General features: G+C 61.7%; 18 protein-coding genes and 1 pseudogene. 6 read left to right on the top strand and 13 right to left on the bottom strand.

Features of this window, described 5'->3' with window-relative positions; all coding sequences use genetic code 11:
- Positions 1-28: 28 nt before the first annotated feature.
- From trxA to tsaE, 6 genes are all read right to left on the bottom strand, one after another.
- Complete coding sequence (trxA, locus tag SIC17_RS09525) at positions 29-352, bottom strand: thioredoxin TrxA (RefSeq protein WP_291900793.1); 324 nt, start codon at positions 350-352, stop codon at positions 29-31.
- A gap of 79 nt (positions 353-431) precedes the next feature.
- On the bottom strand, positions 432-3944 hold the full coding sequence (gene addA / locus SIC17_RS09520; RefSeq protein WP_412545203.1) for a double-strand break repair helicase AddA: 3513 nt from the start codon (positions 3942-3944) through the stop codon (positions 432-434).
- Positions 3944-6988 (bottom strand): double-strand break repair protein AddB, encoded by a 3045-nt coding sequence (gene addB, locus SIC17_RS09515; RefSeq protein ID WP_412545202.1) that lies wholly within the window; start codon positions 6986-6988, stop codon positions 3944-3946. Before addB ends, addA begins: the two co-directional genes overlap by 1 nt.
- Positions 6985-7698 (bottom strand): nucleotidyltransferase family protein, encoded by a 714-nt coding sequence (locus SIC17_RS09510; protein ID WP_412545201.1) that lies wholly within the window; start codon positions 7696-7698, stop codon positions 6985-6987. The genes addB and SIC17_RS09510 overlap by 4 nt, the downstream gene beginning before the upstream one ends.
- The gene (locus SIC17_RS09505) at positions 7695-8795 is read right to left on the bottom strand and encodes an aminoglycoside phosphotransferase family protein (RefSeq protein WP_412545200.1); all 1101 of its coding nucleotides are present in this window, start codon (positions 8793-8795) and stop codon (positions 7695-7697) included. The genes SIC17_RS09510 and SIC17_RS09505 overlap by 4 nt, the downstream gene beginning before the upstream one ends.
- Entirely contained in the window at positions 8782-9249 is a 468-nt protein-coding gene (gene tsaE, locus SIC17_RS09500) for a tRNA (adenosine(37)-N6)-threonylcarbamoyltransferase complex ATPase subunit type 1 TsaE (protein ID WP_412545199.1), read from the bottom strand. The genes SIC17_RS09505 and tsaE overlap by 14 nt, the downstream gene beginning before the upstream one ends.
- A gap of 102 nt (positions 9250-9351) precedes the next feature.
- On the opposite strand from tsaE, the gene SIC17_RS09495 reads away from it, so the two are divergent.
- A complete protein-coding gene (locus tag SIC17_RS09495; protein WP_291891269.1) occupies positions 9352-9672 on the top strand; it encodes a 2Fe-2S iron-sulfur cluster-binding protein in 321 nt (106 codons plus the stop codon).
- 72 nt (positions 9673-9744) lie between these two features.
- On the opposite strand, the gene SIC17_RS09490 is transcribed toward SIC17_RS09495, so the two are convergent.
- Both SIC17_RS09490 and SIC17_RS09485 read right to left on the bottom strand, forming a co-directional pair.
- Positions 9745-12222 carry an ATP-binding protein gene (locus tag SIC17_RS09490; RefSeq protein WP_412545198.1) on the bottom strand — a complete coding sequence of 826 codons (2478 nt, stop codon included), beginning with the start codon at positions 12220-12222 and terminating at the stop codon, positions 9745-9747.
- A gap of 273 nt (positions 12223-12495) precedes the next feature.
- Positions 12496-12930, bottom strand: a complete 435-nt coding sequence (locus SIC17_RS09485; RefSeq protein WP_412545197.1) for an energy transducer TonB — start codon at positions 12928-12930, stop codon at positions 12496-12498.
- Positions 12931-13125: 195 nt separating this feature from the next.
- On the opposite strand from SIC17_RS09485, the gene SIC17_RS09480 reads away from it, so the two are divergent.
- The gene (locus tag SIC17_RS09480) at positions 13126-15015 is read left to right on the top strand and encodes a hypothetical protein (protein ID WP_412545196.1); all 1890 of its coding nucleotides are present in this window, start codon (positions 13126-13128) and stop codon (positions 15013-15015) included.
- A 75-nt stretch (positions 15016-15090) separates the two neighbouring features.
- Here the strand turns inward: SIC17_RS09480 and SIC17_RS09475 are convergent, their stop codons facing one another.
- The 4 genes from SIC17_RS09475 to SIC17_RS09460 form a co-directional block, all read right to left on the bottom strand.
- Positions 15091-15366, bottom strand: coding sequence for an HPr family phosphocarrier protein (locus SIC17_RS09475; RefSeq protein WP_291891260.1), 276 nt, complete (start codon positions 15364-15366; stop codon positions 15091-15093).
- Positions 15363-15770, bottom strand: coding sequence for a PTS sugar transporter subunit IIA (locus tag SIC17_RS09470; protein ID WP_291891258.1), 408 nt, complete (start codon positions 15768-15770; stop codon positions 15363-15365). The genes SIC17_RS09475 and SIC17_RS09470 overlap by 4 nt, the downstream gene beginning before the upstream one ends.
- A gap of 67 nt (positions 15771-15837) precedes the next feature.
- A complete protein-coding gene (locus SIC17_RS09465) occupies positions 15838-17451 on the bottom strand; it encodes a stimulus-sensing domain-containing protein (protein WP_412545195.1) in 1614 nt (537 codons plus the stop codon).
- Between the two features lie 25 nt (positions 17452-17476).
- Positions 17477-18190, bottom strand: coding sequence for a response regulator transcription factor (locus SIC17_RS09460; protein ID WP_291891254.1), 714 nt, complete (start codon positions 18188-18190; stop codon positions 17477-17479).
- 159 nt (positions 18191-18349) lie between these two features.
- Here SIC17_RS09460 and SIC17_RS09455 point away from each other — a divergent pair, with 159 nt between their 5' ends.
- Together SIC17_RS09455 and SIC17_RS09450 are read left to right on the top strand one after the other, a co-directional pair.
- Entirely contained in the window at positions 18350-20032 is a 1683-nt protein-coding gene (locus SIC17_RS09455; protein WP_291891252.1) for a hypothetical protein, read from the top strand.
- A 75-nt stretch (positions 20033-20107) separates the two neighbouring features.
- Positions 20108-20629 carry a hypothetical protein gene (locus SIC17_RS09450; protein ID WP_412545194.1) on the top strand — a complete coding sequence of 174 codons (522 nt, stop codon included), beginning with the start codon at positions 20108-20110 and terminating at the stop codon, positions 20627-20629.
- A gap of 235 nt (positions 20630-20864) precedes the next feature.
- Here the strand turns inward: SIC17_RS09450 and SIC17_RS09445 are convergent, their stop codons facing one another.
- On the bottom strand, positions 20865-23054 hold the full coding sequence (locus SIC17_RS09445; protein ID WP_412545193.1) for a prolyl oligopeptidase family serine peptidase: 2190 nt from the start codon (positions 23052-23054) through the stop codon (positions 20865-20867).
- Between the two features lie 85 nt (positions 23055-23139).
- On the opposite strand from SIC17_RS09445, the gene dapF reads away from it, so the two are divergent.
- The gene (dapF, locus tag SIC17_RS09440) at positions 23140-23982 is read left to right on the top strand and encodes a diaminopimelate epimerase (RefSeq protein WP_291891244.1); all 843 of its coding nucleotides are present in this window, start codon (positions 23140-23142) and stop codon (positions 23980-23982) included.
- Positions 23979-24443 (top strand): annotated as a pseudogene (locus SIC17_RS09435) (YtoQ family protein). Before dapF ends, SIC17_RS09435 begins: the two are co-directional and overlap by 4 nt.
- Positions 24444-24491: the final 48 nt, after the last annotated feature.

The following is a 24491-nucleotide window of genomic DNA, read 5'->3' as shown; positions in this document are numbered from 1 at the left end:
CCCTGATCATTTCAGAAACGTGTCGCCCTCAAGCGAGCGTTTCCTTGACCCATTCAGTGATCTTGCCCTTGGCCATGGCACCGATCTTGGTGGAGGCCACCTGGCCGTCCTTGAAGATCATCAGCGTCGGGATACCGCGTACGCCGTACTTGCCCGGCGTCATCGGGTGATCGTCAATATTTACCTTGGCGATGGTGATCTCACCGGCCATCTCCGAAGCGATCTCTTCCAGTGCCGGAGAGATTTGCTTACAGGGGCCGCACCACTCTGCCCAGAAATCCACGAGAACCGGACCGCTGGCATTGAGCACGTCAGTTTCGAAGGAATCATCGCTGACCGCTTTGGTCGCCATGGGCTTACTCCTTTATTCGGGACGAGTCGCTTGGGGACTCTTTCGATGGCGCGTGAGGTAAGGACCCTAGCGCCGCTCGTCAAGCCGTCTGACCCGGCAGGACCGTGTCCAGCAAGGCGTCAGGCAGCTCCATCAGGTCAGCAGAATCTGTCCACAACAAGGCGCAACGCACTCTTTTCCCAGCGTAAATTTCCCTTAGCAGGTTACGGTATGACGCCATCTGCCCCAGATACACACGGGCCACATCATCCACAGCTTTTGGCGGCGGACGATTGGTCTTGTAGTCGATGATCAGAACATCGTGATCCGTGACCAGCAAACGGTCGATCTGCCCCCGGACGATCTGGCCGCCCACGACGCCCGTCAGCGAGACCTCAGCACGCGAACCCGGCCCGAACAGGGCACCGAACTCTGCATGATCAAGAATGCCGAGAGTCTCTTCCACGAGAACACGGCGCGTATCCTCGTCCAGATCCGTTTGCGCCTCTGCATACCGCTCGGCGGCCGTGCGATGAGCCTCACGCGGAAGATCGGGCAGGGTTTCGAGCAGTTTGTGGATCACCTCACCGCGGCGGAAACGCCAGGACCGGTCCTCACCCAGAGGGGAATAGATCTCCGGATCATCCTCGCCCTCGGCCAGCAGGGAGGACGGCGTCGCACTGGAGAATGCCGCGCCCTCGCTGGGTGCATCGGTGAAACACCAGGCTGGCAGGTCTTCCGATGCGTGCTCGGTGCGCTGCTCGCGCTCGGCCACCTGGGGCGCGGGTCCATAACGGCGGGCGGGCGAGGCATCATCCGGGTGCTGCTCGAACTCAACCCAGTCTTCGCCCTGCCAGCGCTGGTCCAGCAATTCATACCAGCTGTCACTGGCAATCTGACCCGCACTGCCATGCCCCTGTTTCCAGCCACAGACAATCAGGCGGTCCCGTGCCCGGGTCAGCGCGACGTAGAGCAAGCGCTTGTGTTCTGCGAGGCGCAAAGCATCCTGCCCCTCGCGCAGGCCTTTCACCAGATCCGGGTCCTGATCCTTCTTTCGAGACCAGAACAATTCCCCGCCGCTACTCGCAAAGACGCGGCTGCCACGGGCGCTCAGCGGCGAGCGCGTGGTATCAGGCAGGATGATGATCGGGCGCTCCAGTCCCTTGGACGCGTGCACGGTCATGATCTGGACCTGGTCATGACCACTGTCCTGTTCGCGCTTGATCGCCGTTTCGTCAGCGGCAATCCGGGCAATGAACTTGGCCAGGGACCCGCCCTCACCCTGATCGAATTCGAGCGCGCGATTGAGGAATTCCTCGACCGCATCACGCGCTTCCTCGCTCAATCGAGCAAACATCCGGACCCAGCGCGTTTCACCCGTTGCACTGCGCGCATTGAGGAAGCTGGCGTAAAGCTCATACAGCCCGACGCTGTCCGAACGATTGCGCCAGTCCAGCAGCGCTGCACGCGCTTCCGCGAGACGCGGCGCCTCGGAGCGCATGAGGGCGCGCCACAGCCAGCCCCGGCGCTCGCTGCGATGATCACGGGACAGCACAAACAGATCTTCATCGCCCAGACGGGATGCCGGGTCCTTCGCAGCTTCAAAGAAGGGCGATTTGAGGACTTCGGCGAGGGCGAGGTCATCCGCCGGATTGATCGCGAAACGCCCCAGCGCCAACAGGTCCTTGATCGCGGTCTGCTCGCGCAGAAGCATGCGATCCGCACCCGCCACGGGCACGCCCAGCAATTTGAGCCGCCGGATCAGCTCCTCGACAAACCCGCCGGTCCGCTTGGCGACCAGAATGCCGATATCGCCCGGCCGCGCAGCGCGCAGTCTGAAACCGCCCTTGTCTTCCTGCCAGACCCCATCACCGCGCTTCAGCAGGGCATGGATCTCGTCGGCGATACGCGCTGCCAGCAAATCCCGCGAGGTGCCTTTGGCGGAACTGTCCACGGGATCAAAGATCGAGGTCTCTTCCACGATCTCCGGCTTGGGAATGGCCGGCCAGATCTCGACACAGCCGGGTGTTCCCTCACGCGCGGCGAGATGGCTTTGATAACGTGAAAAAGGCCTTGCGACGAATTTGGTCTCCGGAGCCGCCGCCGGAACCTCGAAGGCGATATCGACGGCGCGCAGGATCTCCGGGGCCGATCGGAAGGAGACATTCAGGCCCGGACGTCGGAAAGCCTGATCCGTTGCACGGGTCAGCTCCTCGATGCGGTCACCTTCATTGACGAAAATCGCCGGGTCCGCGCCCTGGAAGGAATAGATCGACTGTTTCTCGTCGCCGACCACAAACAGCGTCCGCTCATCCTCGCGCGCGCCCTCGCCCGCAAAAAACTCTGCTGTCAGACCGCGCAGCATGTCCCATTGCTGGGGTGAGGTGTCCTGGGCCTCATCCACTAGGGCGTGGGTCAGCATTCCATCCAGCTTGTAACCCACCCATCCGGAAAACGCGTTCTCCGGCTTCAGCAAATCCCCTGCCAGCCGGATCAGATCATCAAAGTCCAGCGCCCGGCGCCGGCGCATCTCTGCGTCCAGCGCATCCAGATAGCCCGTGGTGTAGCGTGCTGCCGCGGCGGAGGCCTCAGCCAGGCTGATCGCACGCATCCGATCCCGGACGGCCAGCATGCGATCGACCTCGGTTCCATAACCGCGCTTCTCGCCACCGTAGAGCCTGTCGAGCCAGGTATGGGTCTTGGCAAGGGCGGCCGTCGTCAGATCCTTGGCCAGGTCCCCCTTCTGGGTCAGGAAATAGCCAAGATAAGCCTCTATCGCAGCCCGGGCATACGGAGCTGACAAAGCGGCGCGAAGCTTTGCAGCCTGTTTCTGGTCCTTGGCGGAACTCGTCTCCAGCGCAATGGCGGCCTCACGTACGAGCTCGACCGGCGTCGCCTCCCAGGCCTCTTGCGCGCAACTGGCCAGCGTCTCGTCCGGCTTCACGTCCAGGGCCAGACGCGTACGTTCGATCACGACTTCAGCGCCGCCCTGAGCGACCTGACGGACACGAGCGCGATTACTGCGTGCCCAATCGGCCAGTTCCGCAAAGGCATCCGCACCACCCGTGGCCAGTATGATGTCGATATCAGCGGTAACAAGTGCACTGGCTGCACCCGCCTGGGCCCGCGCGCTGAGTTCGCGCGCCTCACCATCATCCAGCGTTTCAAACCCCGGCAAGGCTCCGGCTTCCAGCGGGAAACGGCGCAGCAGGTTTTCACAGAACGCGTGGATCGTCTGGATCTTCAGCCCGCCGGGCGTTTCCAGGGCGCGTGCAAACAATCGGCGGGCTGCAGCGAGACTGCGTGCGTCGAGCTCTTGCTGGCCGAGTTCGGTCAGATCGGCCCGCAGGGCCTCGTCATCCAGTACCGACCACTTGCCCAGACGTCCGAACAGCCGGTCCTTCATCTCCGAAGCTGCAGCCTTGGTATAGGTCACACACAGGATGCGATCCGGAGCGGTGCCGGTCAGCAGGATATTGACCACCCGGTCAACCAGGACACGCGTCTTGCCGGATCCCGCATTGGCTTCCACAAAAACGGTCACAGCAGGATCTGCGGCGCGTTGCTGGGCCTGGCTGGCCGAGGCCGCGATTTCGCGATTGAACCGGGCCATCAGTTCTCGCCTCCGTCCTCGCCGGGCGCGATCGCCCACTCGCCGCGACGGGCGAGATGGTCGTAATCCCCGTAATCATTGCGATACTGACGACGGGGCTGGGAAAGATACGCCTCGGCCTCGTCATCAAAACGCGCGATCCAGTCACACAAATCGTCCAGCGCCTTGCTCGCCATATCACTAGCCGGCGTCTTGCCATCGATCCGTGTCGCCCGACCGGCCTCGCTGCCGCCGGAGATTTTCACATAGCTCAGCGCATTGACGGCTTCCTGGCCAAGGCCTTCAAACCCGCCGGCCTGCTCGATAATGGCGGCCGTCAACGGCAATTGCGGGTCAAACCCTGCATTGATCATCTTGGCCGTGGGTGGATTGCCGGACTTGTAGTCAATGACGTCCAGTCCGCCATCGGCACGCCTGTCGATCCGGTCCGCACGCCCGCGCAAGGTCCATTCCCCCGCGGGAGCATCCAGCGTGATCCGGCCACGTGTCTCGATCGCGGCAATGGCATGACCGTCTGCCCGGCGCTGCGTTTCCCATTGCACAATCCACTCGGCCGCCCGGGCAAAACGCCTCAGCTCGATATCCAGCGCCTGTTCGCCAATCCCTGTCTTTCGCAATTCCTGCGCGGCGAGATCCAGCAATTGCGCAACCGCATCCTCCGGCAACGCCTTGCGCCACGTCTCCATTGCCGTTTCCAGAACCGCGTGCAGCGCCGTGCCGCGTTCACGCGGACCCGGCACCATGTCCGGCGGGTCGAGCGGGCGCAGCCCCAGGACATGCCGCGCATAGATCGCATAGGGATCGCGCACCCAGGTCCTGATCTCGGTGATCGAAAGCCCTCTAGGGCGAGCGGCAACCGGCGGGGTGGGTGCAGGCGATACCGCTGGCCGGGGAGGCGCATCACAGCGATCCAGAGCGCTCGCATAGCCGACATAGTGAGCGGCACCTGCCAGACGCTTCTCTCCTGCCTCGCCAAGCGCGCCCTGAACCAGCGTCTTCAATCGCCAGATCCAGCGCGAGGCTACGGTTGGCGCACCATCCGCCCGCGTGGCCCGGGTCATGAAGACCTCGCCCGCCGCGGCCATTTGCGCAAAGTCGTGGGCGGCTAGGCCATAACGTTTCTCTGCTGCACCCATACCGACTTCCTGGCGCATGCCCCGTGACATCCACGGATCAGCCCCTGCCCCGGTCGGCCAGATACCCTCGTTGAGCCCGGCCAGGATCACACGATCTGCCGAGGCCAGGCGCGCCTCCATCGGCCCCAGGATCTGCAGGCGCGGATGCACGCCCGTTGCGGGTGGTATGCGCTGGGCTGAACACAGTTCGCGGAAAACGCCGGTGTATTCCGGCAAGCTCAACTCCGGCAGAACCTCGCTCTCGGTCATCAGCTCGGACAGGACACGCGCAGCGATCTCGCCGCCCTCGGACCGCCAGAGCCTCAGCGCCCCGTCCTGTTCGCCATCACGCGCGACAGCCTCGGCAAGCATGGCATGGTGACGCGCCCAGTCGGCCACGCTGCGCGCCTCATCAGCCAGCATGTCCGATTGCGCCTCGATCTGGGCGTTCAGGACACCACGGACAAGCTCACGGTCCGCCTCGAACAGCTCAGAGCGCTCATGATCCAGCCGGGCGATAATATCGGCGAGACGGGGACCCGGCCGCACACCACGCAACCCGTCCGCCTCGAATTTTTGCAGGGCTGAGTGCACCTCGCCACGAGCCTGGCCCATGGCATAAAGCGGAGAGCTCCACAGCGCTGTCTGGGCGACGACACTGCCGGGGTCATCAACAACGTCCAGCAGGCGGTCAAGGAAGGCACCGGCCAGCGTTTCAGGCAGGGCAGTACCGCCTGAATCATCCACCCTCACGCCAAAACGCTGCATTTCCACGCTCACACGACGCGCGAGTGAGCGGTCCGGCGTGACCAGGATCGCGGTCTTGCCTTCGTGCTCCAGCACTTCGCGGAAAAGCAGGGCGCAGAGCTTGGCTTCACTCAACGGGTCCGGACATTCCACAAGCGACAGACCGTCCAGTGCGTCGTCGAAAAACGCCGCGCCATTGGCCTGGCGCAGGTGGTCGACCCTTGCCAGCCATTCATCGGTGACTTCTGCCGGTCGCAGGGCCTCGGCCACCAGGCGGCGGCGAGCGCGGGCAGAGGCCGCCTCGGCGTGTCCGGGCCAGGGCTGGACTTCGCTGCGCGCAGTCTCGTTCTCCCTGAGATAATCACGCATGGCCCATTGCGGGTGTCCGTCATCCAGGCTGTCCCAGGCATGATCATCCGCGTCCCAGTCCAGCCCCGGCAAGACCACAGCGCCCTGTGGCAGGCGCGAGACCACCCCCATCAGACGCCGCACTGCCGGGATGGATCCGGTGGAGCCCAACACCATGACCGGCGTCTGCGGCGGATGTTTGAGCCATCGATCGGACAGCGCATTGAGCACCAGCGATCGCCGTGCCGACGGGTCTGACAGCCCCAGCTCGGCCAGCCGGCCCGGCCAGATCTGTTCAACAATGGACAGAAATTCGATCGCCTCGCGCCGGTCCTCGGGAAGGTGGTCGCTGATCGCTGATCGCAGAGGCTCCAGCGAGGTCACGGATTCATCCGCGAGGTCGTCCAGCAATTCAGCCAGCGTGCGCGCAAGAGCCAGCGCTCCCGGTGTGCCAATAGGGCGCCCCAGGGCCGTTTCCTTGGCCAAGATCAGACGGGAGAGTTCAAACAGGCGCCGGGTTCGCGAGACTGCCGGTGGCGCAATTCCGGCCAGCTCACCCGGTTCAAATGGCGGATCATCGACGTCGATATCGCCCAGCGGTCGGATCATCGGCAGCAGCGCCACACCGGACCCTGCACTGAGCGCAAACGCATCCCCCAGTGCCTTGGCAGCACGGCGTGTGGGCACCAGGATCAGGCATTTGGTCAACGCATCGGGATCGCGTTCACTTTCGAGCTCGGCGCGAAGCGTCTCAACAACGGCGGACAGGAAGTCCGTGCTGGGCGGGATATTGAAGACCCGCGGGTTCGGCGTATCGAACAGGCGAGCCGTCAAGCGCGGATTCGAGCCTCCGCTTCATCACGTGCGCCGGGGTCGCCGACATGCATCCAGAAACTGTCCATGACGATACCGTGGACACGGCCAGCCGGAACAAGTTCCTTCCAGACCTCGACCATGGAGAAACGCGCCTCGGGCCGCCCCGCCATGATGGCAGGGTTGTGGATCTGGGTACCGGCATAGGCATAGGGCGCGTGATCAGTATCGCCGCGCCAGCTGACACGGCCGTCCCCGCCCAGGAAGAAATCGCCGGGACCGTCAAATCCCAGCGTCTGGTCCAGGGGCGCCAGCAACAGCAGGACATCCATCTCGTCCGGGTTCCAGGCCGCCCGCATGCGGTCCAGCTCTGCCGCGCCGGCATCAAACCATAGCGCGTCGATATTGGTGATGAACACCGGCTCGGCCCCCAGCAAGGGCAGGGCTTTGACAACACCGCCACCGGTTTCAAGCACCTCTCCGCGCTCATCCGAAACGATGATTTCCGGGCCGCCCTTTCGGGTCGCCAGGTGTTCTTCCATGCGATCGGCAAAATGGTGGATATTCACCACCGCGCGCTCGACGCCGGACCGGGCCATCCGGTCCAAGGCATAATCGAGCAGGGTGCGGCCATCGACTTCGACCAATGCCTTCGGTCGGTCATTGGTCAACGGGCGCATCCGCGTGCCCAGGCCCGCCGCCAGGGCCATGCCGGTCCGGATATCAATCATTTGTGCGCTTCCCTGAAGACCGCATCCGCGTGGGTCTTGGTCCACATCAACAGATCCATCAGGGCAGGATGCTGGAGATCGCCAACAAACAGGCGCGCGACGTGCGGCAACATGTCGAGATACTTCTCCTTGCCATCGCGCTTGGCCAAGCGAACAAAAATGCCAAGGATCTTGGCATTGCGCTGCGCACCCAGCACGGCATAGCTGGCGTCGAAACCGGCGACATCCGCGATCCCGGCCTTGGCCACGAACCGCGCCTTGAGCGGAACGGAAAGTTTGCGGTCGACATTCCGGCGCGCGTCTTCCAGCAGGGACACGAGGTCATAGGCCGGATGCCCCATCACCGCATCCTGAAAATCGAGCAGGCCGACACAGGCCTCGTCCTCGCGTTCGGGCAGATAGATGAGGTTTTCCGCGTGAAAATCACGCAGGACAATGCCCTTGGGGCAGTTCTCCAGGCGGGCAAAGGCCTTGTCCCAGATTGCGTTCCAGTCATCGCGCGCCTGCTGGCTCAGCGAGACACCGGAGTATTGGTCCATAAACCAGTCCAGGAAGAGATCTGTCTCAGCCCGCATGGCGACCGCATCATAATCCTGCAGCGGCCACGTCTTGCCATCGACCCCGACCTCGCCCGGCAGGCTCGAGCGATACAGCGCGGCCAGCAGATCTACAGCGTGGGAATAGAGCGTGCCCTCATGCCAGTCCGACGGGATGATGCGGGCAAAAAGATCATCGCCCAGATCCTCCATCAGCAGGAAGCCCTCATCGATATCGCTGGCGTAGATTTCCGGTGTCGAGAATCCGCGCTCCCCGAGCGCCCGCGCTAGCCCGGCGAAAGCCACCAGATTTGGACCGGCGAGGCGCGCAACTGCATTATAACCGAGCTCCGCACGCTCTTCCGGACGGGCTCCCGGCGGGCAGGCCGGCGCTTCAGCGCCCAGTGGCGCATCCATCAGCATGGCCTTGCGCTCACCCTCACGGACGCGGAAATAGCTGCGTGTTGAGGCGTCACCCGCCAGCGGCTCGATAGCGGCGCCATCCCACCCGGCCGCGGCCACAAAAGCCTTGCGCGCCTCGGCGCGATCAGAGGTCGTCAACTCTGCTCTCCCATTTTCCCCGCCCCGTCATGCGGACTTGTCGTTTTCCAGGGTCATCGCCCTCTTCGTGGCGTATGTCCAGTTCAAGCCGGTCCGGGGGCTTTGCAGCCCCCAGCCGGTCCGGCCATTCGATCAGCGTGATGGCAAAATCGAACGCCTCCTCCAGCCCGACTTCCTCGATCTCGCCCTCGTTTTCAATCCGGTAGAGATCTGCGTGGATCAACTCGCCGCCCTCGTGCGTGCTGTAGGTCTGGGCGATGGTATAGGTGGGACTGGGCGCATCGGCCTCACCCGTCAGGGCCTCGATCACACCGCGCGCCAGGGAGGTCTTGCCCGCACCGAGATCACCCGTCAGGAACACACAGTCCCCCGCACGAAGAACCGCCGCGAGGCGTTTGCCCAACGCACGGGTTTCCTGGAGATTTGCCAGCTGGATCGCATGTGAGGACGGCATGCATTCGGCTTATCCGAGCCCGCCAGAAGGGGCAAGCAGTGATGCTCCATCTTGACTTGCGCGTGAACGCTGTTCATTTCCGGGGCACTAGCGGAGTTTGATATGGCGAAGATCACTTACATCGAACACAATGGCAATGAGCATACGCTCGACGTAGACAAGGGCCTGACGGTCATGGAAGGCGCTGTGCGCAACATGGTCCCGGGTATTGATGCTGATTGCGGCGGCGCCTGCGCCTGCGCAACCTGCCACGTCTATGTGGACGCGGCCTGGACCGAGAAGACCGGCGCGCGCGAGGCGATGGAAGATTCCATGCTCGATTTTGCCGAGGGTGTTCAGGACAATTCCCGCCTGTCTTGCCAGATCAAGGTATCCGACGCGCTGGACGGCCTGATCGTACGCATCCCGGAACACCAGGGCTAGGTAGACCCGAAACAAGGGGCCCGATGATTACTCACCGGGCCCTTTATCGTGTGCTGTCGAAGTCGAGCGGGCTCAGACCGTCTCGCTGAGCTTGGCCGTGGTTGACCCCATCAGAGCCAGCTCGGGCGGCACTCCCCTGCCACGCGGTTCCAGCGGCAGGTGACAAGAAACTTCCGTGCCTTTGCCTGGCTCGGAAACCAGCTCTACCCAACCGCCATGCAGCTGGGCGATTTCCTTGACCAGTGCCAGACCCAGACCGGCCCCGCCACGCTCGCCTCGGGAAAAACGATCGAACACCCTGGCCTGTTGTTCCGGCGCGATACCCTCGCCATCATCCTTGACCCAAAGTGTGATCTGCTCGTCGGCGCGCCGGGCGCCGATTTCAACATGCCCCCCGGGATCGACATGGCGCAGGGCGTTGGAGAGCAGGTTCATGGAGACCTGTTTCAGACGATTGCGGTCAGCACGCAGCAGACCTGAATCGTCATCGACCTTTACCTCCAGCTTGATGGATTCATGATCCGCCTTGGCCGCAACGAGTTCCGCAGCCTCACCAACAACATCGGCAATGGCGACATCACCGAGATCCAGTTCCAGCTTGCCGGCATCGATCGCGGCCACATCGAGAATGTCGTCGATCAACTTGGCCAGATGTGTGGAAGCAGACTGGATCGCTGACATCGGCTCTTTTTGACGGTCGGTCAGCTCGCCGGCAAACCCGTGCGCCAGCATGTCGGCATATCCACCGATCGTCGTCAGCGGCGTGCGCAACTGGTAACTCACATGCTCGACAAACTCGGTCTTGATGCGCTCGGAAGCCTCAAGTGCCTCAGCCCGTTCGCGCAGGGCCTCTTCGATGCGGCGGCTGTCGGTGACATCGTCCCAGCAGATCAGCGTCGCACCGTCCGGCAGGGGTCTGGTGAGATAGGTCAGGACACGATCGTCGGAACGACGCATCTCGCCGGTGACCTGTTTGCGCGCCTGCGGGCTCGGATCAGTTACACGGCCCTTGATATCCGTCCATACACGATCATCGGCGAACAGGGCGGCGCAGGTTTCCGCGACGTCATCAAAAGACGGTTCGCCCTCCAGCTCGCCAGCCCGGAAACCCCAGAGCTCCTCGAAGGCGTTATTATTCAACTGCAGACGGCCATTCGCACCGAACACGGCCACAGCCTCGTGCAGCTTGTCCAGCGTAGCACGCTGGACATTGATCAGCGTGTTGTAACGGGCCTTGAGCGCCAGTTCGTCAGTCTTGTCCTCAAAGATGAGCATGACACCACCCAGCGGGTGACGCTGACGGGCAACCCGCAGGGTGCGCCCATCAGGTAACGGCCACAGTTCATCCGGGCTTTCATCATTCGGACTATCATCATAACGCGCCAGCTCATCTGCCTTCCAAGCGGCATAGTCCGCCTGCTCCGGCAGCAAGCGCTTCTCACGCATGCGGTCCAGCATCTGGGAATGCCCAGGGCGTTCGGTGAGCCAGGCATCATCCAGCTTGAACAGCCTGGTAAAGGCCGTGTTGTGAAAACTCATCCGCTTGGAACGATCAAACACCACGACGGCCTCGGCCATGTGATTGAGGGTTTCATCGTGGGCCCGGCGGAATCGTTTGAGGTCTGCCTTGGCCTCCTCCGACGCGGTCTGGTCGATCGCAATACCAGCCGCGCCGCCGGATACCGGGAAGATCAGGAACTCCATGGCGCGACGACGACCGTTCACAACAACAATCCGTGTCTCGCTGACGGGAGCACTGCTCTCGATCGCACGTATCGTCTGTTCCCTCATGCCGGCGTCGAGATAGGTCTGGTCCTGCAGGACATTGTCCAGCACTTCACCATCGACAGCCTTCACATAAATCGGGTTGGCCCACTCGATACGGCCGGAGGCATTGATACGCCAGGCCGGGAACGGCGCACGTCCCAGCATGTCCAGGAATGCGACCGGGTCCTTGGAGACCACGCGGCGCGCTTCCTCGATGCGTCCACGGGCACCCGACTCCTCGAGACCACGGATTGTAGAATCCGACAACCAGACAACGAGCTGGGTTCCGGCCGCGCGTCCATCCACTTCCAGAAAACGGCCACTCGGGCCGATGATCGTCAGCGAGAACGGGCGTCCCTGCTGCATCAGATCCTGGAAGCGGCGGCGCAGAGTCGTCTCTTCACCGGACGAAGATCGAGCCTCGTAATCCGCCAGGCCTTCCATCAGGATGGAAGCCGGGTCCGGACCATCTGTAGCTTCAGCGAAACGCAGCAAGGATGCCAGCGCGACGGAGGACCCGAATATCTTGGGCTGTCCCCAGCCGTTATCATCCTCATTAAACGGCGGCTCGTCCCAAACGACGACCAAGCCCGGATGCGCGCCAAAAACGCTGTCAGCGCGCGCAACCCGATCTTCAAGCTCAGCGGTTCTCCTTCGCCAGATGGCGTGGGTCGCTCGCGCGCCCGCAGTCTTTCTGAAAGCCCATACCCCCACCACCAGTGCAAAGGCCATGGATCCAAACGTGACCATTACTGGCGCAGCCTGGAGAATCTGTCCGATCATATTTTGTCGCCCTTGTTAGCGGGCTCACCCCGTGATGAGAGCCCCCAACGAATCGCCATGATAACGACGGGCTAACAGCGGCGCGATGCTCGCACCGCTGAAAAACTAAATAAGTTATGTACGGACAAGCAGGTTTCCGGGCAGAAACCCGAGTTTTCCGTGAACAAAGCGTGGAAAAAGCAGAGTCAGCTCAATGTGTTGATTCAAAGCGTTGAATCTTGCAACCAAGCCTGCACGAACCTGTGGAAAGTATTATCGAAAGGTTAACGCCGATCAGCGAATGCGGACCTCGCCGGCGCGAAACTCGAACATAACTACACAGTTTTCCAGGATCTGCTCGCCCTCAAGCGGACGAAACACCCAGCTGGACACCGCTCGGCGCGACGCCCGGTCAAAGACACCGTCGGGAACAGATCGCGCAATGCGCGTGCGGGCAACACTCCCGTCCGTATTGACGTCAAAACGAACCACAACCCAACCCTGGCGGCCATTCTGATAAGCTCGCCCGGGATAGCTCGGCAATTCGGCCTGTACTGCCGCTAGGGTGGAACCACGACAATCCTCCGGGCCGATCAGGCGCTCGACATTTGGCGTCGTCGGATAGATGTCGCGCGGCCGAAACGGTCCCTGCTGACTGTCCTGCCGAAGCTGCGGAATACCGGCGCAAGACGCCAGGACGCAAACCATAATGAGAGAAATGAGGCGCATGGTCATCTGGTTGCCCTTCAAGACAAGACGTTGCGGACGTTAACCGTAACCCCGCAACAGACTTGATAATTTGATTAAAGAGCCCTTAAGCTGTTTCAAAATGCATACCCCAGCTTGTATGATACGGGGGGATGGGGATGCAATCGGGCCGTGACACTGTGTGGCGGTATTCCGACAGGTGAGGTGTTCGTACTTATGTCTTTGCTGCCGACCGCCCATGCGGGGCAATCTTACGGCTCGCGCCGGATCGATTTTTTTACAGTCTCGGGTCAAGTTTCTTCGTCTGATGCCAGCACTGGCCGGGTCACCGATCCCGATGGGCTGGAACACGACGTAAAACTCATCGAGCAATCCAACGCCTTTGCGCCGGGTGACAGCGCGACGATTGTCCGTGTCCAGTCCGGACCAAACCGGCGCTCCCGCCCTGTCGCCATTGTCAATCATTCACGCGGTGTGTGGATGCGGGCCGCTCCGGACGCCACGGCGATCCTGGCGCGCTCGGGTGTCACCCGCTCCTTTAACTGGTGGCTGTCCATCCTGGCCATGGTCCTCACGGCTACTGTCGCCATCTGGCCGACCCTCCATGTGTTCCTGACTGAGGTAAACGCCGGCATGATGGCCGGAATTCCTGCGTTTTCGGTCTATGACGAAATCCTGGCACGCGTGCCGGGCCTGGCCGACTGGCGGCTTGAAACAGCATTACCGACCGGTATTGCCGACGCCATTGCCGGTCTAGGCTTCATCGCCATGGACCAGCTTACCGCGCTCAGCGTGTTCGCCGTTTCGGCCCTGCTGGCAATTCTCGCTTTCTCATCTCGGTCCTGGCGCCTCCTGTACATCCCGGCTTTCGCCGCTTTCTCACTGATCGCCGGTGCCATGTTTGGTGCAGCTGAAACCAGCCTGATCATTCTGGCTGGTGGTCTCGCGCTCTATCTGGCTGGCGGTTTGGTCAACCGCATCCGCGATAGCGGACGCCTGAATGCCCGCGTCGAACGCCTTGCCGAACACGTCATGCGCAATCCGCCTCAGGAAGAAGTGCGCAGTGCCGACATGCCGGCGACAGCTGCTGTCGCAACTGCCGCCGCTGCAACCGTGCTCGCAACGCAGGATGCACCGGCCGCCGCCGAGACCGCCATCGTCGAAACTGACGCTCTCGAAGCCAGCGACCCCGCTGAGACAATGGTCGAAGAGGCGACCGCCCCGGCAAGCACCGAGACGGCTGCATCCGAGGCTGCAGAGGCCCTTGAAGCTGAGACTGAGAGCGCTCTGCCCGCAGTAGAAGCGAGCGAGGACGTTGCCGACGCCCCGGTTGAAGACGTTTCCGCCGCCACGGTTGAAATCGTGGCAGAGACGCCTTCAGACGCTATCACGGCGGAAGCAGAAAACCTGCTCTCCGAGGACGCGGAATCCACCGCCGCACCAGAAGTCTCCGACACGGAAACCCTGGAGGCAGCCGCAGAGGATGCTGGCCAGGCTGCTGAGCCTGCAGAAGATGACGCACCGGTTGTAGGCGAGGCTGTCACCCAGGAAACCGAAGATACCATCGAGGATGACCTTCCAAGCATGGAAGCAGTCGCTGAAGCCGCTGCTCTGAACGCCAGCGAACAAGACGATCTCGGCTCCGACGACAGCGCCGAGATCGACCTGGAAGACGAAAGCACCATGCCTGTCCCACCGCCGCCGCCGATGCCGGCCGCTGTGGAGGCTCAGGCCGAACGCACCATGGAAGACGTCGAGGCAGCTCCGGCGGAAACGCCTGCTGAACCCGCTGCCGAGGACGACGTCCCGGAAACGAGCATGACCGACGCGGTCGATGCCCAGCTCGAGCAGGTCGAGGAAGCGACTGACGCTGTCGACGCTCAGTTGCAGGACATTCTCGCAGCTGCAGACGCCATCGACGCTCCGGACGCCACGCCTGCCGCAGAAGCAGCCACCGTGGAGGATGCGCCAGCTCCCGACATGCCGGCACCGGTTGATGACCCGGTGATGGATGATGGCAATGACCCGATGACCGAGAATGCCATGGAGAGCGATTTTGCTCCGGGTGCACCCGAGGTCGAGGTGGAACCGCGCCCTGCCGAATAGGCCGGACCTTCGCTTTAAGAACAAAGGGCTGCGAGATCACTCGCAGCCCTTTTGCTTTGCGTCATGTACGCGGAGCTATTCGGACTCGTAGAACCCGGCCTCGACCAGCTCAACCAGCGCCTCGGACACGTCCGCGGCCTGAGCACCTTCGGACGCGATGGCGATCTCCGCGCCCTTGCTGGCGGCCAGCATCAGCAATTCCATGATCGAATCCGCCGGCACTGTCTCGCCTTCACGCGTGACATAAACAACGGCGTCAAAACGCTGCGCGGTTTCAACAAATTTGGCGGCTGCGCGCGCGTGCAGGCCGCGCGCATTGCAGATGGTAACGCGACGTTCAATCACACTCACTTGCCAGCCCCTTCCAGGACAGAGGATGCAATGGCGATATAGCGTTTGCCGGCTTCAACACCCATACGGGCAAGACTGTCGAGATCGGCGCGGGAACGCGCCTCGGCCAGCTTGATCAGCATTGGCAGGTTCACCCCGGCGATGACTTCCACCTTGCCTGGATCAAGCAATGAAATAGCGAGGTTGGACGGGGTTCCACCGAACATGTCTGTGAGAACCAGAACACCCTCTCCGCGGTCGGCATCCGCGATTGAATCACGAATATCAGCGCGACGGCGCTCCATGTCATCGTCCGGTCCAATGCAAACGGCCAAGAGCGCATCCATTGGCCCCACAACATGTTCCGTCGCGGCGACCAGTTCATCGGCCAAACGGCCATGGCTGACAATGACAAGTCCAATCATGTGAATCATCTAAACGCGCATTGGCCCGCCGGGGAAGCGCCTTTTTGCAATCTTGTCATGCGAAACATCAGGTCGCGGGCGCTGCGGGCAGGTCGACGGTGAAACGTGCCCCCAAAACCTGTCCCTCGGAACCTGTTCTATTTACAGCATAAATCTGACCGCCATGCGCTTTCACGATCTGCCGGGAGATCGCCAGGCCCAGTCCGGAATGGGATCCAAATGCCGCACCCCTGGGGCGCTCAGTATAAAAACGCTCAAAAATGGTCTCGAGGTTTTCCTCGGGAATGCCCGGACCTTCATCCTCGACCGTGATCACCAGACTGGCCTTGCCATGACGATGTCCGCGCCGAGCGAAGATCTCGATCCTGCCGCCTTGTGGAGAAAAGGTCAGCCCATTGTCGATCAGATTGCGAAAAACCTGCCCCAGCGGCACTTCGCGTCCCATGACCAGGCCATTGCGAACTTCATTGGTGAAGACCAGCTCGACCTCACGGCCATCGGCCTCGTTATAGGTATCCGCCAGTTCGCTCAGCAGGCCACACAGATCAAACGGCTCGACATCTTCACGCGCCAGCTCCGCATCCACGCGGGAGGCCCGGGAAATATCCGTAATCAGGCGATCGAGCCTGCTGACATCATTGGCGATCACTGCGAGCAGGCGCTCCCGGCGCTCATCATCCTTGGCCCGGGGCAGGATTTCCGCGGCCGACCGGATCGAGGTAAGCGGATTTTTCAGCTCGTGAGCGACATCCGCCGCAAATCGCTCAATCGCATCGAGACGGTCATACAGCGCCTCGGTCATTTCAGAGAGCGAAACGCCCAGCTCGCCGATCTCGTCCCTGCGGGAGCGTAGATCCGGCATGCTCACTCGGCGCCCCCCCGCGCGCCGTGCCTCGTCAGCAGCTCGCGCCAGACGGCGGATGGGCCGGGCGATGAAGACAGTGAGCGCCAGTGAGGACATTGCCGTCACCACAATGGCGATCAGCATGAAGGGCAGCAGCGCGCGACGTTCTGCTTCGATCAGGCTGTCGAGGTCATAGGACTCCATTGTGACCACACCGATCACCGCCCGCACCGGCTGAATGGGGATGGAAACGGACACCACGCGGCGACCTTCCGCGTCGCGACGCACACCGGCAATTCGTTCCCCGGCGATTACCTGGCGCACTTCCTCCTGCAGGTTCCGGTCGAGCGCAGCACGCTCTTCCGGCGAGGAAAGAATGGACGAGAAACCGTCGAGAATACGTGTCGGCAAGTCTCGCGCTGCAGCTGCCAGGTCCGGGGTTTCGCCCTCCGGTGGCGGCAACATCTGGGTTTCAAACACATCTGCCAGCAAGTGACTGTCGGCAATCGTCTCACCCGATTTATCGAACAACAAAACGCGCGATTCTTCGGGCACATAGAGCTGGCGCAACAGCGCGCGCGCATCGGCATTGTTCAGCGCCGGAGTGGGAATACCAACAGCGGCCCCCTCTGCCAGCACGTTGGCGATCAACTCGCCCTGAGCAGTCAGGGAATCGAGCTTTGCATTGACCAGACCACGACGGGTCTCCGTCAGCGCCAGCATGCCGAAGATCAGCACACCCAGCGCCAGGAGATTGGCGATGAGGATCAGTTGCGCCAGACGCGAGGATGCAGACGGGCCCGCGCCCTGAATCCATTGGACCAGGGCTCGACCCAATTGCTTGAGCTGAGACGGAGAGGCGCTAGTCCTCTTTGTATCTGTATCCAACGCCATAGAGCGTCTCGATCGAGTCGAACGACTTGTCGACTTCCCGGAATTTCTTGCGGATGCGCTTGATATGGCTGTCGATGGTACGGTCATCGACATAGACCTGGTCGTCATAGGCCGCGTCCATCAGGTTATCACGGCTTTTGACATAACCCGGACGCGTGGCCAGGGCCTGCAGAATCAGGAATTCTGTGACCGTCAGGCGAACAGGTTCGCCTTCCCAGGAACAGGCGTGTCGGTTCGGGTCGAGCAGCAGCTTGCCCCGTTCCAGCGGCTTGCTGTCGCCCGGTTCGAGCACATTGTTCGGCGTGATAGGCTCGTTGGACGAGCGTGCACGACGCAACACCGCCTTCACCCGCTCACCCAACAGGCGCTGGGAGAAGGGTTTGGCGATATAGTCATCGGCGCCGAGATTGAGACCGAGCGCCTCGTCGAACTCGTCATCCTTGGAGGTCAGGAAGATCACCGGCAGGTTGGAGGACTGGCGCAAACGGCGCAGCAATTCCAGACCGTCCATGCGCGGCATCTTGATATCGAAGATACCCAAATCCGGCGGATCATCGGCCAGGGCGGTCAGGGCCGACGCGCCATCATTATAGGTTCGAACATTATAGCCCTGGTCTTCCAGGAAGATGGACACCGAGGTGATGATATTCTCGTCGTCATCGACGAGCGCGATGGTAGCCATACCGTCTCCGCAGTTCGCGCATGTGCGCAGCTGTCGTGGTCTTCGCCTGAAAGCATAGACGCGTCCGGCGCAACACGCCAAGCGGCAAACGCGGCAAAACCCCAGGTTCACTCCGTCTTAAACCAAATCTGCGATGGTTAATGCACAAGGGGCAGGACCATGAGCAAAGAGCTTCACTTCGAAATCTTCCTGAAGAAGAACCGCAATGCGGGCTGGGCATTGCATGACGCGCTTCCGGTTCGCGACGATGCCATTCGCAAGGCGCACGCCCTGTTGCGCGAGTTCAAGGACGGCTCAGTCCTGGTCACTAAGGAAAATTTCGACGACGGCGAACGCAAGTTCCGTTCGGTACCGATTTTCGAGGGCGGCCATGACCGCTACCAGATCGAGACCGATAATGACCGGGAAGCCACCCTTCCCTGCCTGACGCCGGATGATCTCGCCAAGCCACACGCCCGCGAAACCATCCGCCGCTCCCTGACCGGCTGGTTCGAGCGCAATAAGGCCGTTCCGATGGAATTGTTGCACCGGCCGGACCTGGTGGAAACGCTGGAGGCCTCCGGCACCGAACTTCAGCACGCCGTACAAAAGATCGCCGTGGCCAGCGCCCAGGACAGCGATGCGGATGTCCAGACGTTCGTCAAACAGCTCAATGACCTGGTCCAGCGCGGTCTGAAACGCATCTACAAGGACCAGCGCGACGGTCGCATTCCGACCTATCCCAAGGGCAAGGATTTTGCGGAAGTAGCGGCCGATATCCACGCCAAGGACAGTCGCGCCTATACGCTGCGCGGCGCCATGGCCGACGCGCTCATGGGCAAGCGCAGCTATGGGGACAAGCTCGACGCTCTGCTCGACATGTCTGAACAATTGCCGGAGGACGAAAAGGCCCGTGAATTTGCCCGCGCCGAAGTGGACGGGTATCTGGCCGACGTCATCGGGTTTGAAGCCGGGGGCGAGGCGCTTCTGGGCAAGTGTAATGATCTGGGCGAGACGATTGAGCGGCTGATCTGTCTTTATGACGGCGACCCGCACGCCGACGCGATGAACATGGCCCCCAGCGGCGCGCGCCGTATGGCCAAACGCATCTCTGCGGGTGAACTCGACGAGTGTCGCACATACATCGGTCAACGCCTGCTCAAGGAACTGGAAAAGCCCAAACGCCTGCGCCCCAAAAGTGTGCGCGAGGAAGTTCGCCTGGCGCGTGAACTGGCACAGAAACTGGTGACCTGTGCGGGCCAGGACCTGCCGCTGGACCAGATGAGCAAGGCCTTTACCGCCCGCTCCGCCCGCCTCTTGCAGCCGGAGACGATCGACGAGCTCCTGCGCTTCTCCAACGACGCCAGTGAAGAGCTGGACCGGCTCCTGCAGCTGGAAGAAAACATCGTTGGCGATGCCAACAAGGCGAAACTCGCCGGATATGTCCGCACCGCGCTAGGGTCAAACCAGACTGACCAGTATTTTGTGCGCGGCGACGGCAAGCCTCTGGAACGCATGTCGCTTCTGACCTCGCACCAGACCCGTATCCTGCGCAGCAAGTTCAATGAAGCCGACAAGGCCGACCTCTCCGGCATGATCGACCAGATGGGCTTGAAGATCATCGATGACACCAAGATCCTCAACGCCGTGGAAGCCGGCCCGCGCCCCGCGCTGGACAAGGCCGAGGGCCTTTTGAAACTCGCCACCGCAGGTGCCCTGCCCGCCGGCCAGTGCCGCACTGACGCCCAGGCCCGCGCCCTGCGCCAGATCAAATCGGAAATGGGCCTGAAAGAAGCCCAGACCCCGGAAGCCCGCCCCAAGCTGGTGAACATCCAGACGATGCTGCAACAGCTGGCGAGCTAGAGCCTGTCAAACCCGTAACTTGCCAATCTCCGGCCAGATGGTGGAGCCTGTAGGCACATCTTCTGGAGGGGATTCATGAAAATACTCAAGACACTTGCTGTTGCTGCAGCAACGCTGGCCAGCCTAGTGGCTGCTCCGGCCTTTGCCGATGATCGTTCCGATATCGAGACCACCATCAATGCACTCTACGACGTCATTTCCGGTCCGGTCGGTGAGGCGCGCGATTTTAATCGCATGCGCTCGCTGTTTGTCGAAAACGCATCCATGGGCGCGGTTGGTGCCGGACCTGACGGCCAGGGACGCGGCATGGTGTTCGGTGTTGAAGGTTACATCGAACGCTCGGGCGAATGGCTGGTCGAGAACGGTTTCGACGAAACCGCGACCCGCACCGATATTGACATCTGGGGCGAGATCGCCGTGGCACGCTCATCCTATGAAGGCACCAATGGCCGAACCGGCGAGGTCTTCCTGATCGGGGTCAATTTCATCACCCTGTTCAAGATCGAGGGCGAATGGAAAATCGCCTCCATCCTCTGGCGCCAGCAGACCGAGGACATCCAGGTCGACGAGGCGTTTGTATACAGCGGCGCCCGGTAATTCTGCGCTGACCTGTCTTTGATGAAACCCCGGGAGCAATCCCGGGGGTTTTCTTTGTTCCCTTCGCTCACGCCCCTCACCCTCGCTTCGCTCGACCTCTCCCCATGGGGAGAGGGACAACCCAACATCACCATCCTTCTCCCCCGAGGGGAGAAGTGCCCCGAAGGGGCGATGAGGGGCAATAAAAAACCCCCGGCATCGCTGCCGGGGGTTTTCCTGTGGAGCAACATGGCTCCTATTCGTCTTCACCCATAAGGTTCTGCATCAGGAAGGTGTAGAGCATAGCGTCGCGGCGGGCATACTCGGAGAGGTCCGCTGCGGCGGCATGACCGCCCTCGGTGTTCTCGTAATAGAGATACTCATGGCCAAGCTCTTCCAGGAGGTGCGCCATCTTGCGGGCATGGCCCGGATGGACGCGGTCATCCTTGGTTGAGGTGTAGATGTAGATTTCCGGATAATCGCCGTTCGCATCCACATTGTGGTAGGGCGAGATCGAGCGCAGGAAACTGCCCTCATCCGGATCTTCCGGATTGCCGTATTCGCCCATCCAGGACGCCCCGGCCAACAGGGTGTGGAAACGCAGCATGTCCAGCAGCGGAACCGCCGAGACCACGGCATTCCACAGGTCCGGACGCTGGGTATACATGACACCGGTCAGCAGGCCGCCATTGGATCCGCCATAGACGGCCGTGCGACGCGGGCTCGTAAGGCCACGCGTATGCATGTCCTCGGCAACCGAGATAAGGTCGTCATAGATACGCTGGCGATCCATTTTCAGACCAGCCTGGTGCCAGGACGGGCCGAACTCGCCACCACCGCGGATATTGGCTACGACATAGGCGCCGCCGCGCTCCAGCCACAGACGCCCGCGGGAGCCGGAATAGCTTGGACGGATGGACACCTCGAAACCGCCATAGGCATAGAGCAGCGTCGGCGTGGACCCATCCATCACCGTATCTTCGTGGCGGACCACGAAATACGGGATGCGCGTGCCGTCCGCAGACGTGGACTCCAGCTGTTCCACGATCAGGCCCTCGGCATTGAAACGCTCCGGGATCGACTTGATCGGGTTAACGGTCATGTCGGCGACATTGCCCATGTAGAGCGTGTCCGGCGTCAGGAAGCCCTCGGCATTGAAGAAGAAGATATCCTCGCCGCTGTCCGCAGAGCTGATCGACAAGGTCAGGTTTTCCGGGACCGGAACGGATTCGGAGGTCCATTCGTCACCCGCGAAGCTGAACGCCTCGATACCGCCAACAACATTCTCGTCGATCGCCATGAGCAGGGCAGAACGGGTCGACTGGATCGAGCCGACGGACTGGCGCTCTCGCGGCATGTAGACGGTGAAGACCTGAGGCAGTTCACCATTGGCCGCGAATTCCGACATAGAGAAGGACAGAACCGAGCCCTGGGCGTAAGTCGTACCACCCTCGACCGGGGTCCAGTCTTCCTCGACCGTGAAGACCAGCTGGTCCTGGTAAAGGGCCCGCAGGGACGACTTGGCCGGCAGAGGCATCTGCATCGGCTCGCCGCCATCGGGCAGATGCCAGTACACCGTGTCATAGAAGGTGACGGCCTGGCTCATCATCATGTAGGCGGTGCCGTCGCTGTCTTCCATGCGGAAGCCCCACATGGCGACGTCCGTGCGATCGCCGCGAATGATCTCGGTGGCGCTTTCATACGGCGTGCCCCGTTCCCAGCGATAGGCGACACTGGCATAACCGGAATCCGTGCTGTCTTCCTCACCGATGGCAAGACCGATCATCACCGTGTTCTCGTCGATCCAGTCGATACCGCCCTTGGATTCCGGCGTAATGAAACCGTCCTCGACAAAGGCGCGTTCGGAGATCAGGAATTCGCGGCGAACCGCGGCATCGGAACCACCGTCCGACAGCGTCAGGATACAGCGGTCATAATCCGGAGTCAGGCAGTTGGATCCCCGCCAGACCCAGTTACGGCCTTCCGCTTCGGACAGGGCATCCAGGTCCAGGATTACATCCCAGTCCGGGCTGTCAGAGAGATAGCTTTCCAGCGAGGTACGACGCCAGAGGCCATGCGTATTCTCGGCGTCCTGCCAGAAATTCCAGACATAACCGGCATAAAAAGAGCCGTAAGGAATACGGTCATTGCTCTCATAGATCGAGAGCGCCTCATCGAAGAGCTCCTGGTAGAGCGCATCACCCTGGAGGCGTTCATAAGTGCGTTCATTCTGGCCTTCGACCCAGACCATGGCATCCTCGCCCTCGACCTCTTCCAGCCAGACCCGCGGGTCATTGCTGGGATCGATCTGGACGATCTGGCGCCCGGTGTTTTCGGTTTCAGTGTCGCTGGCCACTGTTTCCTGGTCTCCTGGCTGTGACGGGCTGCAGGCTGCAATCGTCAGCGCGCTGATCGCCGCTGACCAAGTCGCGATACGTCTCGACATCTCGAGCTCCCCTAGAAAAGTTCCCGACGCAGTTAAGACCAGACCGGTGCTGGACGTAAAGCGGCCTCGGCGGTATGCGAAGCACATGATTGCGAGAAAAATGAACGGCGCGGGCAACCGCTTCATCCTGATCGATGCCCGGGGCCAGGCCGGTTTCCTGGAGATCGGCCCGGAAACTGTGCGCCGATGGGCACAGCAGCACGCGTTCGACCAGTTGCTGGCGCTGGAGGACAGCGATACCGGCGATGCCTTCATGCGCATCTGGAACGCGGATGGAGACCAGGTCGGCGCCTGTGGCAATGGGACCCGCGCCGCAGGCTGGGTTCTGTTGCAGGAAAGCGGGGCCGATACGGTCGCAATCGCGACGGCAGGCGGGTTGCTATTTGCCCGCAATGCCGGCGAGATGCAGGTCAGCGTCGACATGGGCCAGCCACGACTCGGCTGGCAGAACATCCCGCTTGCCCGGGAGTTGGACACCGTGGAGATGGGTGTCAGCTTCGAGGCGGACGGTATCGCCATAGAACGACCGGGCGCCGTGAATATGGGCAATCCGCACGCTGTCTTCTTCATTCGCGATGTCGAGACGTTCCCGGTCGACCGGCTGGGTCCGGAAGTCGAGCTGGATCCGATCTTCCCGGAAAAGGTCAATGCCAGTTTCGCCCAGATCTATGATCGGGCCCATATCCGGCTTCGCGTGTGGGAACGCGGTGTAGGCATAACCGCGGCGTGTGGCACCGCCGCATGCGCGACCCTGGTCGCTGCACACCGCCGCGGCCTCGCTGAACGCAAGGCCTCTATCATGGCGGATGGCGGGGAGCTGATCATTGAATGGCGTGAAAGCGACAACCACGTGATCATGACCGGCCCGGTCGAGGACGAGGGCGAAATCCACCTGACGATAACAAACTCCGGGGGAGACACAGGATGAGTGAAGCAATCTGGACAGTCTATCTGTCGGGCGAGATCCATACCGACTGGCGCGAGCGCATTGTCGACGCCGTCAAGACCATGAACCTGCCAGTCGACTTTGTCGGCCCGGTCATGGTGCACGAGGACAGTGATGATTGCGGCGCCGTGATCATGGGCGAGTAAGACAAGCCCTTCTGGCGCGACCACAAGGGCGCCAAGCTGAACGCAATCCGGACCCGCACCCTGCTGGATCGGGCGGACGTGGTCGTCGTGCGCTTCGGCGAGAAATATCGCCAGTGGAATGCCGCTTTCGATGCGGGTTACACCGCCGCGATCGGCACGCCCCTCATTACCCTGCGCGATGACAGCCTGACCCATCCGATGAAGGAGGTGGACGCTGCAGCGCTGGCCACCTGCACAAAGCCTGAACAGGTCGCAGACGTCCTCGCCTATGTCATCGACGGCACGCTGACACGATGACAACATCGTCATGATGCGGAGCTTTGGATCAGGGCGTCTCATTTGGTA

It is taken from the genome of Maricaulis sp. MIT060901 (assembly GCF_047123815.1).
Lineage (GTDB): Bacteria > Pseudomonadota > Alphaproteobacteria > Caulobacterales > Maricaulaceae > Maricaulis.
Note: the sequence above shows the minus strand (reverse complement) of the source record. Positions and strands in the feature narration are given on the sequence as shown.